General features: G+C 45.6%; 10 protein-coding genes. 5 read left to right on the top strand and 5 right to left on the bottom strand.

Translation table 11 applies throughout. From position 1 onward, the window contains the following. The first annotated feature begins 72 nt into the window (after positions 1-72). From rpoB to BDI_RS11290, 5 genes are all read left to right on the top strand, one after another. Complete coding sequence (rpoB, locus tag BDI_RS11310) at positions 73-3,885, top strand: DNA-directed RNA polymerase subunit beta (RefSeq protein ID WP_005854221.1); 3,813 nt, start codon at positions 73-75, stop codon at positions 3,883-3,885. A gap of 76 nt (positions 3,886-3,961) precedes the next feature. Next, the gene (rpoC, locus tag BDI_RS11305) at positions 3,962-8,257 is read left to right on the top strand and encodes a DNA-directed RNA polymerase subunit beta' (protein ID WP_011966795.1); all 4,296 of its coding nucleotides are present in this window, start codon (positions 3,962-3,964) and stop codon (positions 8,255-8,257) included. A gap of 160 nt (positions 8,258-8,417) precedes the next feature. Continuing rightward, a complete protein-coding gene (locus BDI_RS11300; RefSeq protein WP_005854223.1) occupies positions 8,418-9,281 on the top strand; it encodes an endonuclease/exonuclease/phosphatase family protein in 864 nt (287 codons plus the stop codon). 15 nt (positions 9,282-9,296) lie between these two features. After that, entirely contained in the window at positions 9,297-10,181 is an 885-nt protein-coding gene (locus BDI_RS11295) for an AraC family transcriptional regulator (RefSeq protein WP_005854224.1), read from the top strand. Between the two features lie 362 nt (positions 10,182-10,543). Then, complete coding sequence (locus tag BDI_RS11290; RefSeq protein WP_005854225.1) at positions 10,544-10,858, top strand: DUF3467 domain-containing protein; 315 nt, start codon at positions 10,544-10,546, stop codon at positions 10,856-10,858. 199 nt (positions 10,859-11,057) lie between these two features. Here BDI_RS11290 and BDI_RS11285 read toward each other — a convergent pair whose 3' ends face one another. From BDI_RS11285 to BDI_RS11265, 5 genes are all read right to left on the bottom strand, one after another. Further along, on the bottom strand, positions 11,058-12,020 hold the full coding sequence (locus tag BDI_RS11285; RefSeq protein WP_011966794.1) for an N-acetylornithine carbamoyltransferase: 963 nt from the start codon (positions 12,018-12,020) through the stop codon (positions 11,058-11,060). 79 nt (positions 12,021-12,099) lie between these two features. Then, on the bottom strand, positions 12,100-13,575 hold the full coding sequence (locus BDI_RS11280; protein WP_011966793.1) for a sensor histidine kinase: 1,476 nt from the start codon (positions 13,573-13,575) through the stop codon (positions 12,100-12,102). Between the two features lie 50 nt (positions 13,576-13,625). Continuing rightward, positions 13,626-14,873, bottom strand: coding sequence for a glutamate-5-semialdehyde dehydrogenase (locus BDI_RS11275; RefSeq protein WP_011966792.1), 1,248 nt, complete (start codon positions 14,871-14,873; stop codon positions 13,626-13,628). 5 nt (positions 14,874-14,878) lie between these two features. Continuing rightward, positions 14,879-15,952 carry a glutamate 5-kinase gene (gene proB, locus BDI_RS11270; RefSeq protein WP_005854230.1) on the bottom strand — a complete coding sequence of 358 codons (1,074 nt, stop codon included), beginning with the start codon at positions 15,950-15,952 and terminating at the stop codon, positions 14,879-14,881. A 15-nt stretch (positions 15,953-15,967) separates the two neighbouring features. Continuing rightward, positions 15,968-17,623 (bottom strand): AMP-binding protein, encoded by a 1,656-nt coding sequence (locus BDI_RS11265; protein ID WP_005854232.1) that lies wholly within the window; start codon positions 17,621-17,623, stop codon positions 15,968-15,970. Positions 17,624-17,629 lie beyond the last annotated feature (6 nt).

Raw genomic sequence — 17,629 nt, 5'->3', positions numbered from 1 at the left:
AGTCTCCGACTACGAAGACTCTTAACCTTTTTGTGTCTATAATTTCAATAAGTTCAATAAATTCCTTACTAGATGTCTTCAACAGCTGAAAACCAAAGAGTTAATTTTGCTTCGATAAAGAATCAGTTCCCGTATCCAGACTTTCTCGAAGTTCAATTGAAGTCGTTCCAAGACTTTCTTCAACTTGACACTCCTCCTGAAAAGAGAAAGAAGGAGGGATTGTATAAGGTATTTGCCGAGAATTTCCCGATTGCGGATACCCGTAACAATTTTGTGTTGGAGTTCTTAGATTACTATATAGATCCGCCTCGTTACTGTATCGATGAGTGTATCGCTCGCGGGTTAACCTATAGCGTGCCTTTAAAAGCGAAGTTAAAACTGTACTGTACGGACCCGGATCATGAGGACTTCGATACGGTGATCCAAGATGTATACTTAGGTCCGATCCCGTATATGACGGACAGAGGTACTTTCGTGATCAACGGCGCCGAGCGTGTTGTCGTGTCTCAGCTGCACCGTTCTCCGGGCGTATTCTTCGGACAAAGCACGCACGCAAACGGAACGAAGTTGTACTCCGCACGTATTATCCCGTTCAAGGGGTCATGGATCGAGTTCGCTACGGACATCAACAATGTGATGTACGCTTACATCGACCGTAAAAAGAAATTGCCTGTAACTACTCTTTTGAGAGCTATTGGTTTTGAAAGCGATAGAGATATTCTTGAAATCTTCAACCTTGCGGAAGAGGTGAAGGTGACGAAAGCAAACCTGAAGAAGTTTATCGGACGTAAGCTGGCCGCTCGTGTTTTGAAGACTTGGGTGGAGGATTTCGTAGATGAGGATACCGGTGAGGTGGTTTCTATTGAACGTAACGATGTAATCATCGACCGTGAGTCTGTATTGGATAGTGACAATATCGAGGCTATCTTGGATTCAGGCACGCAAAATATTTTGTTGCATCGTGAGGACCAGAATCTGTCCGACTATGCTATCATATATAATACGCTCCAGAAAGACCCGAGTAACTCCGAGAAGGAAGCTGTGTTGTATATCTACAGACAGTTGAGAAATGCGGAACCGGCTGATGAGGCTAGCGCACGCGAGGTTATCACGAACCTGTTCTTCTCAGAGAAACGTTATGATCTGGGTGAGGTGGGACGTTACAGGATCAACAAGAAGTTAGGCCTTACTACAAGCGCTGATGTTAAGGTCTTGACTAAAGAAGATATTATCGAGATCATCAAGTACCTGATCGAGTTGATCAACTCGAAGGCTATCGTGGATGATATCGACCACTTAAGCAACCGTCGTGTACGTACGGTTGGCGAGCAATTGTATAACCAGTTCGGTATTGGTTTGGCTCGTATGTCACGTACAGTTCGTGAACGTATGAACGTTCGCGATAATGAGGTGTTTACTCCGATTGATTTGATCAACGCGAAGACGATTTCTTCCGTGGTTAACTCTTTTTTCGGAACGAATGCCTTGTCTCAGTTCATGGACCAGACGAACCCGTTGGCGGAGATCACGCACAAGCGTCGTTTATCAGCCCTAGGTCCGGGAGGTTTGTCTAGAGAGCGTGCCGGATTCGAGGTTCGTGACGTTCACTATACGCACTATGGTCGTCTTTGTCCGATTGAGACCCCGGAAGGTCCGAACATTGGTTTGATCTCTTCTTTATGTGTATACGCTAAGATCAACGATCTTGGTTTCATCTCGACTCCGTACCGTAAGGTGGCAGATGGAAAGGTCGACTTCTCTGAGGAAGGCTTGCAATACTACACGGCGGAGGAAGAGGAAGAGTTGACAATCGCTCAAGGTAATGCTCCATTGGATGATAACGGTAAGTTTATCCGCGATAAGGTGAAGGCTCGTTTCGAGGCTGACTTCCCTGTTGTCCCTCCTTCTGAGATTGACTTGATGGACGTGGCTCCGCAGCAGATCGCTTCTATCGCGGCTTCACTGATCCCGTTCTTGGAACATGATGACGCTAACCGTGCGTTGATGGGATCTAACATGATGCGTCAGGCGGTTCCTTTGTTGCGTACGGACGCTCCGATCGTTGGTACCGGTATCGAGGCGCAGGTTGCTCGTGACTCTCGTACTCAGATTATGGCTGAGCGTGAGGGCGAGGTTGTGTTCGTTGATGCTACTTGTATCAAGATTAAATATGACCGCACGGAGGACGAGGAATTCGTTAGCTTCGAGGATGCGGTTAAGACATATAATATCCCGAAATGGCGTAAGACCAACCAAAGTACGACAGTCGATTTGAAACCGACCTGTCATCGCGGACAACGTGTGAAAGCCGGCGATATCCTTACCGAGGGTTACTCAACCCAGAAAGGCGAGCTTGCTTTGGGACGTAACGTGAAGGTGGCTTACATGCCTTGGAAGGGTTATAACTATGAGGATGCTATCGTGTTGAACGAGCGTATGGTTCGTGAGGACTTCTTTACGTCTGTCCACGTTGACGAATACATCCTTGAGGTACGTGAGACGAAGCGTGGTATGGAGGAATTGACTTCCGATATCCCTAACGTCAGCGAAGAGGCTACCAAGGATTTGGATGAGAGAGGTATCGTTCGTGTAGGTGCTCGCATCGAGCCGGGTGATATCTTGATCGGTAAGATCACTCCGAAAGGTGAGTCTGATCCATCTCCGGAGGAAAAGTTGTTGCGTGCTATCTTCGGTGATAAGGCGGGTGATGTGAAGGATGCTTCCTTGAAGGCTACTCCGTCTTTGCGTGGTGTGGTTATCGAGACCGCTTTGTTCTCGAAGGCTGTCAAGAAACGTAAATCCAGATTGACTGATAAGGCGATCTTGCCGAAGTTGGACGAGGAATACGAAGAAAAGATGGCTAGCTTGAAGACTTTGTTAGTTGATAAGTTGTTAGTGCTTACAAACGGCAAGGTTTCTCAAGGTGTTAAAGACTATATGAATACGGAGATTATCGCTAAGGGTGCTAAGTTTACCCGCAAATCTCTGGAAGAATTGGATTATAACTCCATCCAAGTAAGCAAGTGGACGGCAGACGCTCAGAAGAATGAGTTGATCAAGCAGGTTATCTTGAATTATTTGAAGAAGTACAAGGAGCTTGACGCTGAGTTGAGACGTAAGAAGTTCGACTTGACGATCGGTGATGAGCTGCCGACAGGTATCGTACAGATGGCTAAGGTTTATATCGCCAAGAAACGTAAGATTCAGGTAGGTGATAAGATGGCCGGTCGCCACGGTAACAAGGGTATCGTATCAAAGATCGTTCGTCAGGAGGATATGCCGTTCTTGGAAGACGGTACTCCGGTGGATATCTGCTTGAACCCGCTGGGTGTGCCTTCTCGTATGAACTTGGGACAGATTTTCGAGGCCGTGTTGGGTTGGGCCGGACGTGAGTTGGACGTTAAGTTCGCTACTCCGATCTTCGATGGCGCGACTTTGGATGATTTGAATGAATGGACAGACAAGGCTGGTATTCCTCGCTACGGTAAGTCTTACTTGTATGATGGTGGTACTGGTGAGCGTTTCGACCAACCTGCTACGGTGGGTGTGACTTACTTCTTGAAGTTGGGCCACATGGTTGACGATAAGATGCATGCCCGTTCAATCGGTCCGTACTCTTTGATTACGCAACAGCCGTTAGGTGGTAAGGCACAGTTCGGTGGTCAACGTTTCGGAGAGATGGAGGTTTGGGCACTGGAAGCCTTCGGTGCCGCTCATGTTCTTCAGGAAATTCTTACGATTAAGTCTGATGACGTTGTAGGACGTTCCAAGGCTTATGAGGCGATCGTGAAGGGTGATCCGATGCCACAGCCGGGTATCCCTGAATCTCTGAATGTATTATTGCACGAGTTGAGAGGACTTGGTTTGAGTTTCACTCTGGATTAATTCAATAACAATAAAGAAGTAGGTGGGCTACGGCCCGTCTACTTTATCTATTGATAACTCTTTATAAATAAATAATATGGCCTTTAGAAAAGAAAACAAGATAAAGAGTAACTTTTCAAAAATAACCATCGGTCTGGCATCCCCTGAGGAGATCCTAGAGAACTCCAGCGGTGAGGTTTTGAAACCGGAAACAATTAACTATCGTACGTATAAGCCTGAGCGTGACGGTTTGTTCTGTGAGCGTATCTTTGGTCCGATCAAGGACTATGAGTGCCATTGCGGTAAGTACAAGCGTATCCGTTACAAAGGTATTGTCTGCGATCGTTGTGGAGTGGAAGTTACGGAAAAGAAAGTTCGTCGTGAACGTATGGGACACATCCATTTGGTGGTTCCTGTTGCCCATATTTGGTATTTCCGTTCTTTGCCTAATAAAATCGGTTACTTGCTAGGTCTTCCTACCAAGAAACTGGATTCCATCATCTATTACGAACGCTACGTCGTGATCCAGCCGGGTTGCGTAGACACGGTCGGTGAGTTAGACCTATTATCTGAGGAGGAATATCTGGATATTTTGGATAGCCTTCCAAGAGAAAATCAATTGCTAGAGGATACGGATCCGAATAAGTTCATCGCTAAGATCGGCGCTGAGGCTGTTTATGATCTGTTGGCTCGCTTGGACTTGGATTCTCTTTCTTATGAGTTGCGTCACCGTGCGAACACGGACACATCTCAACAGAGAAAGAACGAGGCCTTGAAACGCCTTCAGGTGGTTGAGTCTTTTCGTGCGTCCAGAGGTCGTAACAAACCGGAATGGATGATCATGAAGGTGATCCCGGTGATCCCTCCCGAACTGCGTCCGTTGGTTCCGTTGGACGGTGGCCGTTTCGCTACTTCTGACTTGAATGATTTATATCGTCGTGTTATTATCCGTAATAACCGTTTGAAACGATTGATCGATATTAAGGCTCCGGAAGTGATCTTACGTAATGAGAAACGTATGCTTCAGGAGGCCGTGGACTCTTTGTTTGACAACTCTCGTAAATCGAGCGCTGTTAAGACAGACGCCAATCGTCCGTTGAAGTCCTTGTCCGACAGTTTGAAAGGTAAACAAGGTCGTTTCCGTCAGAACTTGTTGGGTAAGCGTGTTGACTACTCCGCTCGTTCGGTTATTGTCGTAGGTCCGGAATTAAAGATGCACGAGTGCGGTTTGCCGAAGAATATGGCTGCCGAGCTTTATAAGCCTTTCGTTATCCGTAAATTGATCGAATGCGGTATCGTGAAGACGGTGAAATCTGCCAAGAAGATCGTTGACCGTAAGGAACCGGTTGTTTGGGATATTTTGGAGTACGTAATGAAAGGTCACCCGGTATTATTGAACCGTGCCCCGACATTGCACCGTTTGGGTATCCAAGCGTTCCAGCCGAAATTGATCGAGGGTAAGGCTATCCAGTTGCACCCGTTGGCATGTACGGCATTCAACGCCGACTTCGACGGTGACCAGATGGCTGTTCACTTGCCGTTAGGTAATGAGGCTGTTTTGGAAGCTCAAATGTTGATGTTGGCTTCACACAATATCTTGAACCCAGCGAATGGTGCTCCTATTACCGTACCTTCTCAGGATATGGTGCTTGGTTTGTATTATATTACCAAGTTGCGCAAGGGTACACAAGGCGAAGGTTTGACTTTCTATGGTCCGGAAGAGGCTACGATCGCTTACAATGAGAAGAAGTTGGATATCCATGCTCCGATCCATGTTTACGTGGAGGATTTGGATGAGAACGGCAACTTGGTGAAGACGATGGTTGAGACTTCCGTTGGACGTTTGATGGTAAACGAGTTCGTTCCGAAAGAGATTGGTTATGTAAACGAGGTGTTGGGCAAGAAGTCTCTTCGCGACATCATCGGTCGGGTAATCAAGGCTTGTGGTGTGGCTCGTACCGCTCAGTTCTTGGACGATATCAAGAACTTGGGTTACTATATGGCATTCAAGGGTGGTTTGTCCTTCAACTTAGCGGACGTTCTGATCCCGCCTGAAAAGGATGAGTTGGTTCAGAAGGGATACGATGAGGTTGAGCAGATCATGGCTAACTATAATATGGGTTTCATTACCAACAACGAGCGTTATAACCAGATTATCGATACTTGGACACACGTTAATAGTAACTTGTCTAATATCTTGATTAAGCAATTGACGGCGGATAACGATGGATTCAACTCAATCTATATGATGATGGATTCCGGTGCCCGTGGTTCGAAGGAGCAGATTCGTCAGTTGTCCGGTATGCGTGGTTTGATGGCGAAACCGCAGAAGAGTGGTGCAGAAGGTGGTCAGATTATCGAGAACCCGATCCTTTCTAACTTTAAGGAAGGTTTGTCCGTGTTGGAGTACTTTATCTCTACTCACGGTGCTCGTAAAGGTTTGGCCGATACCGCTTTGAAGACTGCCGACGCCGGTTACTTGACTCGTCGTTTGGTTGACGTCTCTCACGACGTGATCGTAAACGAGGAAGACTGTGGTACATTGCGTGGCTTGGTTTGTACGGAATTGAAGAATAACGAGGAGGTGATCGCTTCCTTGTATGAGAGAATCTTAGGTCGTGTATCTGTTCACGATGTGATCCATCCGATTACGGGCGAGGTTATCGTTCGTTCCGGTGAGGAAATCCGTGAGGATGCCGCTAAGGCAATCCAAGACTCTCCGATCGAGAGCGTCGAGATTCGTTCCGTATTGACTTGTGAGTCTAAGAAGGGTGTCTGCGCTAAGTGCTATGGACGTAACTTGGCTACGAACCGCATGGTTCAGAAGGGTGAGGTTGTCGGTGTAATCGCCGCACAGTCTATCGGTGAGCCGGGTACACAGTTGACGTTGCGTACATTCCACGTCGGTGGTATCGCATCCAACATCGCTACAGAGAATAGTATTACATCTAAATATGATGGTATTTTAGAGATCGACGAGCTTCGTGCTGTTGAGGCGGTAGACGAGGTGAGCGGAAAGAAACATTTGGTAGTAGTAAGCCGTTTGGCTGAAATGCGCATTGTTGATCCGAACACGAAGATTGTGTTGTTGACTCATAATATACCTTATGGTTCTAAGTTGTTCTTCAACAACGGTGACTCAATTAAGAAGGGTGACGTGATCATCGAGTGGGACCCGTTCAATGCCGTAATCGTGTCAGAGGTTTCCGGTAAGATCGAGTTCGAGAGTTTGGTAGAGAACGTGACTTACAAGGTTGAGAGTGATGAGACTACCGGTTTGAAGGAGAAGATCATCATCGAGTCTAAGGATAAGACGAAGGCTCCGGCCGCTCATATCGTGGATGAGAATGGTAATTACTTGAAGAACTACTCTTTGCCGTTGGGCGCTCACGTCGTGAAAGACAATGGTGATGTAGTGAAAGCTGGTGAGGTTTTGGTTAAGATCCCTCGTGCCGTAGGTAAGGCCGGTGATATCACCGGTGGTCTTCCTCGTGTAACCGAGTTGTTCGAGGCTCGTAACCCGTCTAACCCTGCTGTCGTATCTGAGATCGACGGAGAGGTAGGATTCGGTAAGATCAAACGTGGTAACCGCGAGATCACCGTAACGTCTAAGTTGGGTGAGGTTAAGAAATATATGGTTCCTCTGTCTAAACAATTATTGGTTCAGGAGAACGACTATATCCGTGCGGGTATGCCGCTATCAGACGGTGCTACCACTCCTTCGGATATCTTGGCGATCAAAGGTCCGACGGCTGTACAGGAATATATCGTGAATGAGGTTCAGGATGTATACCGTCTACAGGGTGTGAAGATCAACGATAAGCACTTCGAGGTTATCGTTCGTCAGATGATGCGTAAGGTAGAGGTGGTTGATCCGGGAGATACTCGCTTCTTGGAGCAGCAGATTGTTGATAAGTTGGAGGTAATGGACGAGAACGATCGTATCTGGGGCAAGAAAGTTGTTACCGATCCGGGAGATTCTCAGACATTGCAGGCCGGACAGATCGTGACTGCACGTAAGTTGAGAGATGAGAATAGTATGTTGAAACGCCGTGATCTTAAGTTGGTCGAGGTACGTGACGCTATTCCGGCTACAGCCAACCAGATCCTTCAAGGTATCACACGTGCCGCTTTGCAGACGAACAGCTTTATGTCCGCCGCATCTTTCCAAGAGACGACGAAAGTATTGAACGAGGCTGCTATCAACGGGAAGGTAGATCGTTTGGAAGGTTTGAAAGAGAACGTTATCTGTGGTCACTTGATTCCTGCCGGTACCGGTCAGCGTGAGTTTGATAAGCTGATCGTAGGCGCAAAGGATGAGTTCGATCGTATCTTCGCTAATCGCAAGAACGTGGTTGATTTCAATGCCATGGACAAAGATGATGAAGAATAGGAACGTTTAATAAACTATAAAGAAAGGCCGGCAGAGCAATCTGTCGGCCTTTTTTGTTCTTCCTTATTTGCTTAATAAATGGATAAACTTTATTTTTGCGAGGTAACAAAGACCATAGATAAATACTGAGACATATAAGAAACATATAATAATCAATATCATGAAGAGAATTTTACTTTGTTTAATGGTGGCTTTATTTGCCACTGGTTGCTTATTCGCTAAAAACAACGATGAGAAAATGAATGTAATGTCTTATAACATCCGTTACGATAATTCGGGTGATAAGGATAATCAATGGAAATTCAGAAGAGATTTCGCTGCTGATTTAGTGAAATTCTATGAGGCGGATGTGTTCGGTGCGCAAGAGGTCTTGAATAATCAGCTGAATGATTTGCTTAATCGTTTACCGGAATACGCTTATGTGGGTGTTGGTCGTGAGGATGGCAAGACGAAAGGGGAGTACGCTCCGATTTTCTATCGTAAGGATCGTTTCTCCGTTGAGAAAAGCGGTAATTTCTGGTTAGCCGAAGATATAAATGCCATTGGTAAGAAAGGTTGGGACGCCGCATGCGAGCGCGTAGCTACTTGGGCGATCTTGAAAGATAAGAATACGGGAAAGAAATTCTTCTTCTTGAATACGCACTTGGATCATATGGGGAAAGTGGCTCGTCATGAAGGAGCTTCATTGGTGCTGGAGCAAGCGAAGAAATTATCCGAGAATTTGCCTATAATCGTGACTGGCGATTTCAATGCCGTGCCTTCTGATGAGCCGATACAAGTATTGACTAATCCGAGTGATCCTCGTCATTTGACTCATTCCCGCACGATCGCAGGGTTTATTTACGGCCCGGAATGGACATTCCATGATTTTGGAAAGATCCCTTACGACAAGCGTGAATGGATTGATTATATCTTCGTGAAAGGGAATATCAAGGTATTGCGTCATGGTGTATTGACTGAAACGTTGAATAACCTGTTCCCATCCGACCATTGCCCGGTAATCAGTACGTTGATACTCGAATAAAAAAGCTTTGTGTGTATGGGGAAAGTAGACGTATTGAAGGAAACTACCCCGCTTTCATCAGAAGATTGCTTCTTGGTCATGCAACGCCCGAAATCGGGGTTTAATTTTCCGTTACATGTACACATGGAGTTTGAGTTGAACTATCTGGAGAATGCCGCTGGCGCTATTCGGATAGTTGGCGATTCGGTCGAGGAAATCGATGATCTGGATTTGGTGTTGATCGCGGGAGGAACGAAGCATGCTTACTCGAACCATAAGTGTCCGTGTAATGGGATCTTTGAGATAACGATACAATTTCATAAATCGTTATTTGATAGCTTAATCAATAGACGGCATTTCAAGACCATGAAGGATATGTTTGATAACGCTTCCAGTGGTCTTGTTTTCAGCCGGGAAATGATACTTGGCATTCAAGATAAATTAAGAATGTTGTCGAACGATAACAAGCCGGATTCTTTCAAGAACCTGTTGCGTTTGGTCGAGATTCTTAAGATTCTATCTTTGGATAAAGCAGCCCGTCGGTTGAATGCCGTGAACACGGTAAAGAACTATAATAATAACGATACCGATCGTTTAGATAGTATCATGTTATATTTACACGAAAATTATCAAAAACGTATCACCTTGTCGGAAGTGGCTAAGTTAACAAATATGAGCGATGCCTCATTGATGCGTTTCTTGAAGAAGTGGACGGGAAAGACATTTATCGATAACTTGAACGAGATCCGGGTAGCTGAGGCGGTATGCCGTTTGACCGATACAAGTGACAGTATTTCTGAAATATGTTACAGGTGCGGTTTTAATAATCTATCGAATTTCAACCGGGTATTCAAACGGCGTAGGGGGAGTACCCCTACAGAGTACAGGGAGAAATATTCCCGTTCGAGGTTTATAATTTAAAACATGATTTAAAGCATGTTTACATTGATTTGTGTCAAGTGTTGATGATATAGTATTATTTATTGCACATATAGTATTTGGTGGTCTTTGCTAAAGCCCTTACTTTTGTAAAGTTCAAGTGAAAGAGATTAGCACTTAGACAAAACAAACCTTAACTAAAACGCCAAAACCAATTATATCAAACACAAAAGGTATTTTTACATTGGTCTAAAGAATTGAGAATTAAAAACACAACTAGAAAACGACTGCCTGAGAAGGTAGTCGTTTTTGCATTTATAGTCTTCAACCCCTTTGTAACCCGGAATAAATATGTATATTTGTCTTCGCAATTTTTAATCACCATAAATTTAAAAGAAGAAAGTATGGAAAACAACAAACCTGCCAATAACGAGATTCAGATCGAGTTATCTGAAGAGATGGCACAAGGAACTTACGCCAATTTGGCTATTATATCTCATTCAAGCTCTGAATTTATCCTAGATTTTATCCGGGTGGTTCCGGGAGCTCCTAAGGCACAAGTCAAAAGTCGCGTAATCTTAACTCCGGATAACGCTCAACGTTTGTTATTCGCTTTGCAAGACAATATCAAGAAATTTGGGGAGCAACTTCAAGCAGGAAATAATAATAACAAAACAGCTAATTTTGAGGACTTCGCAGGTCCGACAGGAGAGGCTTAATAGATTTGTTTTCAGCCATAGAAAGAGTACTTTTCTACAAGAGTAGGGGAGTACTCTTTTATTGTTGGGATGGCTCGTTTACATTGAAAAACCTTGATGCCTATTCTTAGATGCTTACAATGGGCATTCTAAGGTGTTAAGAATGCCTGTTATAAACACCTGAGAATGCCCATCGTAAAGAATACCCTATCTCTCTATCCTAAAGATTAGATAATCCCATCAATATTTTCTTCAATACGGTTTGCGCGGAGATCTCACGGTTCGCGGCCTCGGGGATTACGATACTTTGCGGACTCTCTATCACGTCATCGGTAACGATCATATTGCGACGAACCGGCAAGCAATGCATGAAATAAGCGTTATTCGTAAGTGCCATTTTCTTTGCGTCTACGGTCCAGCTACGATCTGTGCTGATTACTTGTCCGTAATTCGGATCTTTATAAGCGGACCAGTTCTTTGCGTAAATGAAATCCGCTCCTTCAAAAGCCTTCTTCTGATCGTATTCCACTTTAGCGTTGCCTACGAATCTAGGATCAAGCTCATAACCTTCCGGATGAGTGATAACAAACTCATAATCTGTAGCGTTCATCCATTCGGCAAAGCTGTTTGGAACGGCTTGCGGCAATGATTTCGGATGAGGAGCCCAAGTCATGACTACCTTCGGACGAGCTGTTTTCTTATATTCCTCTATCGTGATCAAGTCGGCGAAACTTTGCAACGGATGGCGTGTCGCCGCTTCCATGCTAAATACCGGCCGGTCGGAATGCTCGATGAACTGACTCAATATCTTTTCGTTATAATCATCTTCTTTATTCTCAAAGCGTGCGAAAGAACGGACCCCGATCACATCGCAGTAACAGCCCATTACAGGAACAGCTTCCAGCAAATGCTCCGGTTTATCACCATCCATGATAACACCTCGCTCTGTTTCCAGCTTCCATGCACCTTGGTTAACGTCCAAAACGATCGTGTTCATACCTAAGTTCATGGCAGCCTTTTGGGTGCTTAAGCGGGTACGTAGGCTTGAGTTGAAAAATATCATCAACAACGTCTTGTTTTTTCCCAGTTCACTAAACTGGAAACGATCTTTCTTGATCTCGAAAGCTTCATTAAGCGCTTGTTTCAAGTCACCTAAATCCTGTACGCAAGTGAAATGTCTCATATCTGTTACAATAATATTTTGTTAAAGGCAAAGATAATGACTACTTGTCAATTATCCTTTAGAAAGACCAAGGAATTGTTTAAGAGATCGTATCCGGAGGTGTTATGGGTAGTTTGAAACTGAAGGTAGAACCTTTCCCTTCCTCCGAGTTCACCCAGATGGTACCTCCCATGGCGGTGACCAGACCTTTACAGATCGAAAGCCCTAACCCGGTGCCCGGCTGGAATTCGTTCAATTGCACGAATCGTTCGAAGATATGTCCCAGTTTGTCCTTCGGGATGCCGTTACCTGTATCGGACACGTAAAATTGCACGCTGACCGGATACAACGATTGGTATCCGAAATGAATTTCTCCTTTCTCCGTATATCGGAGGGCGTTAGAAAGTAGTTTTTTCAAGATAAGCATAAGCTTATGTTTATCCGTGTGAAGAGATACGTTTGGAGAATCATCCAAGATTAACCGTACGTTTTTGGATATGCGGGGAGAGGCGTATTCGTATACATCGTGCATGATAGCGAGCGGATTTACATCCTCATATGACCAATTGATCGTATTGGACTCGATTCTGGACATCTCGAGCGTGTCATTGATTAATTCGAGCAAAGCCGTGTTATTTTCTTTAATCATGGAAATATACTGTTCACGCATTTCCGGATCATCTTCCAGTCCTAACATATCGGAGAAGCCGACGATGGCATTTAGCGGAGTCCGGATCTCGTGCGTCATATTTGCCAGAAACGTAGATTTCAATAGGGAAAGATCCTTGGATTTCTGATGATCTGCGATAGCTAGCTCGTCGTTTTCCTTTTCGATAATGCTACCTATAATGACATGTGGGGTGCCGCTTTCATCAATATCCATGCTTTTACCCGATATTTCATACATCTTATAAGTCCCGTCTTGATTCCTCAGGTGGAAGGTGACGTTGTGAGACGATAATTTCTCGTCCCGGATTTTATTGAACAGATAGAAGAAATCCAAACTATCCTCGGGCTTACGTACGGATGATAAAGCCCTGCATATAAACCTGTTTTTATCTAATAGAGTATTGGTCGTGCCGTAGAATTGAAAACAGCGGTTACAATGCCTTTTGTCGCAAGTGGAGAAACGGTCGAAGCTGAATGAGTAAGCGGCTAATTTACCGTCTTCCAACGCTTGCCGCATCAATATCCGGCTCTCGTTCAATTGTCCCATCAATAGTTTATTTTCCCTGTCAGTTTCTTTTTCTCCCTGCTGCGTAAGCCAAAGCGTATACCCGCTAAGCCCCTGTTCATCGGTATAGATGGGTTCTACTTTAAACGTGACGGGCTCTTCGCATATAATTGCGTCACCTTTTCTTAAAGATGACTTCAAGGAATCGGTTAGTACGATGTTATTAAATAGATGTTCTATAATAAAGTCATGCTTATCCGCCAAGGAAAAATGAGCGAACATCGCCTTATTCAAGTCTATCAGATTTCCTTCCGTATCATAGATAGCCCCTCCTAAAGGACAGGAATAGAATGTATTTGAAACTAAAGTGTTGAAAATATTTGAATCTATTACTGTTGACATTATTCGTTTAGATTTAAGTGTTGTTCAAGAAGAAAGAGACAGGCGAGTTCCTATATTCTCGTCTGCCCGTCTCCTTCTATGATGTATTTATAAGTCGTTAATTCAGGAAGCGCCATCGGTCCCCGGGCATGTAGCTTTTGGGTACTGATTCCGATCTCCGCCCCGAATCCGAATTGGGCCCCATCAGTAAAGGCGGTAGATACATTTGCGTATACGCAAGCGGCATCTACCAATTGCTGGAAGCGCCGGATAGTTTCCGGATCTTCGCTGATTATGCTTTCGCTATGTTTTGAACTGTAGCGGGCGATATGTGATAGAACCTCGTCTAAAGAGGATACGGTACGGATACTCATTTTGTAATCGAGGAACTCGGTACCGAAACTGTTTTCGTTAGCCTGTTGTAAAAGCGTCTCCGGATAATGTTCGGATAGAGCGGCATAAGCCGGTTCGTCCGCATAAATGATTACGTTGCTGTCCGGAAGCTTTTCACAGATATACGGAAGATCAGATAGACGTTCTCGGTGGATGATTAAGCAATCCAAGGCATTACATACGCTGACCCTCCGTGTCTTTGCGTTATTTACGATCTCACGTCCCTTGCCTTTATCTCCGGAGCGATCAAAATAGGTATGACAGATACCAGCGCCAGTCTCGATCACCGGAACTTTCGCATGTTCCCGGACAAAGTGAATCAAGGAACTGCTTCCACGAGGAATGATTAAGTCAACCAAGCCGACCGCTCCCAGTAATTCCGCCGTAGCCTCTCGATCCGGAGGTAGTAAAGTGCATACAGCCGGATTTATACCCTGACGCTCCAATACAGAATGGATGATGCGTACCAAGGCTCGGTTAGAGAAGTCCGCATCCGATCCACCCTTTAGTACGCAAGCATTACCGCTTCGGAAACATAAGGAAAAAACATCGAAGGTAACATTCGGACGAGCCTCATAGATCACGCCGATCACCCCGAAAGGCACGGTTACTTTTCGGATAACCATTCCGTTCGGGCGGATAGTCTCACTCAAGACCTTATTTAATGGAGAAGGTAATGTCGATACATTCTCCATATCGGCGGCGATACCTTGTAGCCTTTCCTCTGTTAATTTCAGCCGGTCGTATTTCGGGTTCGCTGGGTCCATACGTTCCAGATCTTGGCGATTCGCGGCGAGTACCTCCTCCGTATGAGTCCGTAGAACCTGCGCTGTCTCCTTTAAGATCCCGATAATCGTTTGATCCGATAGCGTTATCAATTGTTTAGCCGCATCCGATGCCTGTCGCAGCATATCTTTTACATTCATACTTTTTAATCCAGATATAGATAATCATAATGTATAAGCGGTTTTAAATCCCGTTGCCCTATTTGCTTACGTGCTTCCTCGCTGTCATAGGCGGTACAGCCTACGCCGATTTGCACGCCTTCCTCATTCATTATCTTTACGATATCATCTTTTTCGAAATCACCCTCGATGCGGGTTACTCCAACCAATAATACGCTAGTCGCTTTCGGGGCGGTCAATGCCTCCTCGGCTCCTTTATTGATATGTATTTCCCCTTTGGCGAAACCCTCGGAGTGGGCGATCCATTTCTTTACGCTGCTGACGGGTTTCGAGGCCGGAATGAAACGGGTGCAGACCGTGTCGCTATCCACCGCCAATAACATCGGAAGGATATTATCCTTTTTGCCGTTGGCGATGATAACCGCAATACCTTCGTCCGCCACTTTTTGGGCGATATGACATTTCGTCAACATACCTCCCCGTCCAAAGGATGATTTGCTAGTCTGTACATATTCCGACAAATCTGTTTTCCCACATTCGATTTCCCGGATCACGGAACTATCCGGGTCCGACGGATTTCCATTGTAAATCCCGTCTATATTACTGAGAATCACCAAGGCATCCATTCCCATCATCGTAGCGATCAAGCCGGATAACTCATCATTATCCGTGAACATCAGCTCGGTTACGGATATCGTATCATTCTCATTTACGATGGGGATCACCTTGTTTTCAAGCATTACCTCCATGCAATGCTTCTGGTTCAGGTAATGCGTACGACTCCCGAAATTCTCTTTTGTAGTAAGCACTTGCCCGCAAGTCATGCCATGCTCCCGGAATAACTCGTAATACCGGTTGATCAACTTGGCCTGTCCTACCGCCGAATACAGTTGCCGGGCTGATACGGGATCCAGCTTTTTGCCGGCTTTTATCTCGCTTCGTCCAGAAGCCACGGCACCGGAGGAGATCAAGACGATCTCCATACCTTGCCGGTGCAAGTCCGCTACTTGGTCAACCAACGCGGACATGCGGGTGATATCTAGCGTCCCATCCTTGCGGGTCAGGACATTGCTTCCTATTTTTACAGCGATCCTTTTCAAGAAAGTTATGATTTATTATTTATTATCTTTATCCCGGATCTCTACCCGTCGGATCTTTCCGCTGATTGTTTTCGGCAGTTCGTCCACGAATTCGACAACACGGGGATATTTGTAAGGAGCGGTGACACGTTTCACGTGATTTTGCAATTCTTTGACCAAGGCATCACCCGCTTTATCCTTATAATCCTTCGCCAATACGATCGTGGCCTTTACTACCTGTCCGCGGATCTCGTCGGGGACACCGGTGATAGCACATTCCACTACCGCAGGGTGAGTCATCAAGGCACTTTCCACCTCGAACGGCCCGATACGATAGCCGGAACTCTTGATCACGTCGTCCGCGCGGCCAACGAACCATAAGTAACCATCCTCGTCACGCCAAGCCACGTCTCCCGTGTAATACAGGCCATCGTGCCAAGCTTCCCGGGTACGTTCTGCGTCCCGGTAATATTCCTTGAATAACCCGATAGGCTTGCCATTTGTTGTGTGGATCACGATCTGTCCTTGCTCGCCATCCTCCGCACGGCTTCCGTCCGGACGCAATAAATCGACATCGTACTGCGGGTTGGGAACACCCATAGAGCCCGGTTTCGGCTCCATCCACGGGAAAGTGGCGACTGTCAGCGTAGTCTCTGTCTGGCCGAAGCCTTCCATCAATTTAATGCCGGTCAACTTATAGAACGTGTCGAACACGGCGGGGTTCAAGGCCTCGCCGGCGATCGTACAATATTGTAAAGATGATAAATCGTATTTAGTCATATCCTCACGAATTAAGAAACGGAAGATCGTAGGAGGAGCGCAAAGCGAGGTGATCCGGTAATCCTGTATCATCTGCAACATATCAGCAGGCGTGAATTTCTCGTGGTCGTAAACAAATACGGTCGCTCCGGCGATCCATTGCCCATATAGCTTACCCCAAACTGCCTTGCCCCAGCCCGTATCTGCGATCGTCAGGTGAAGGCTGTCCTTATGCAAGTTGTGCCAGAAACTACCGGTCACGATATGCCCCAGCGGATACGTAAAGTCGTGGGCCACCATTTTCGGGTTTCCAGTCGTACCGGAGGTGAAATACATCAAAGAGATATCGTCATTGCTATTTGGGTGAGACGGGCGGACGAAAGGAGCGGCGTTTTGGATACCCTGTTGGAAATCCTCGAAACCTTCCGGTATTTCCGGCCCTACGGATACAACACTTTTTACGGTCGGTGAGTCCGGCAAAGCCTCTATGATATGTTTCGTTATCACTTCCTCTCCGGCGCAAACGATCATCTTGATATCGGCGGCATTCGCACGATAAACGATATCTTTCTTGGTCAGTAAGTGTGTAGCCGGTATCACGACAGCCCCTAATTTATGCAATGCGATGATAGAGAACCAGAACTCATAACGGCGTTTGAGTATCAGCATCACCATATCGCCATGTCCGATCCCCAAGGATTGGAAATAAGAAGCCGTCTGGTCCGTATACCGTTTCAAGTCGGCAAACGTAAAATCAATATGCTCTCCATGATCGTTTGTCCAACATAACGCTTTCTTATCAGGTTCTTCCTCCGCCCAAGCGTCTACCACATCATATCCGAAGTTGAAGTTCTCCGGAACCTTGATCTTGAAGTTTTTAATAAAATCTTCTTGCGACTCAAACGTCGTTTTATCTATAAATCTTTCTAACATGCTGTT

The sequence above is a fragment of the Parabacteroides distasonis ATCC 8503 genome (assembly GCF_000012845.1).
GTDB lineage: Bacteria > Bacteroidota > Bacteroidia > Bacteroidales > Tannerellaceae > Parabacteroides > Parabacteroides distasonis.
Note: the sequence above shows the minus strand (reverse complement) of the source record. Positions and strands in the feature narration are given on the sequence as shown.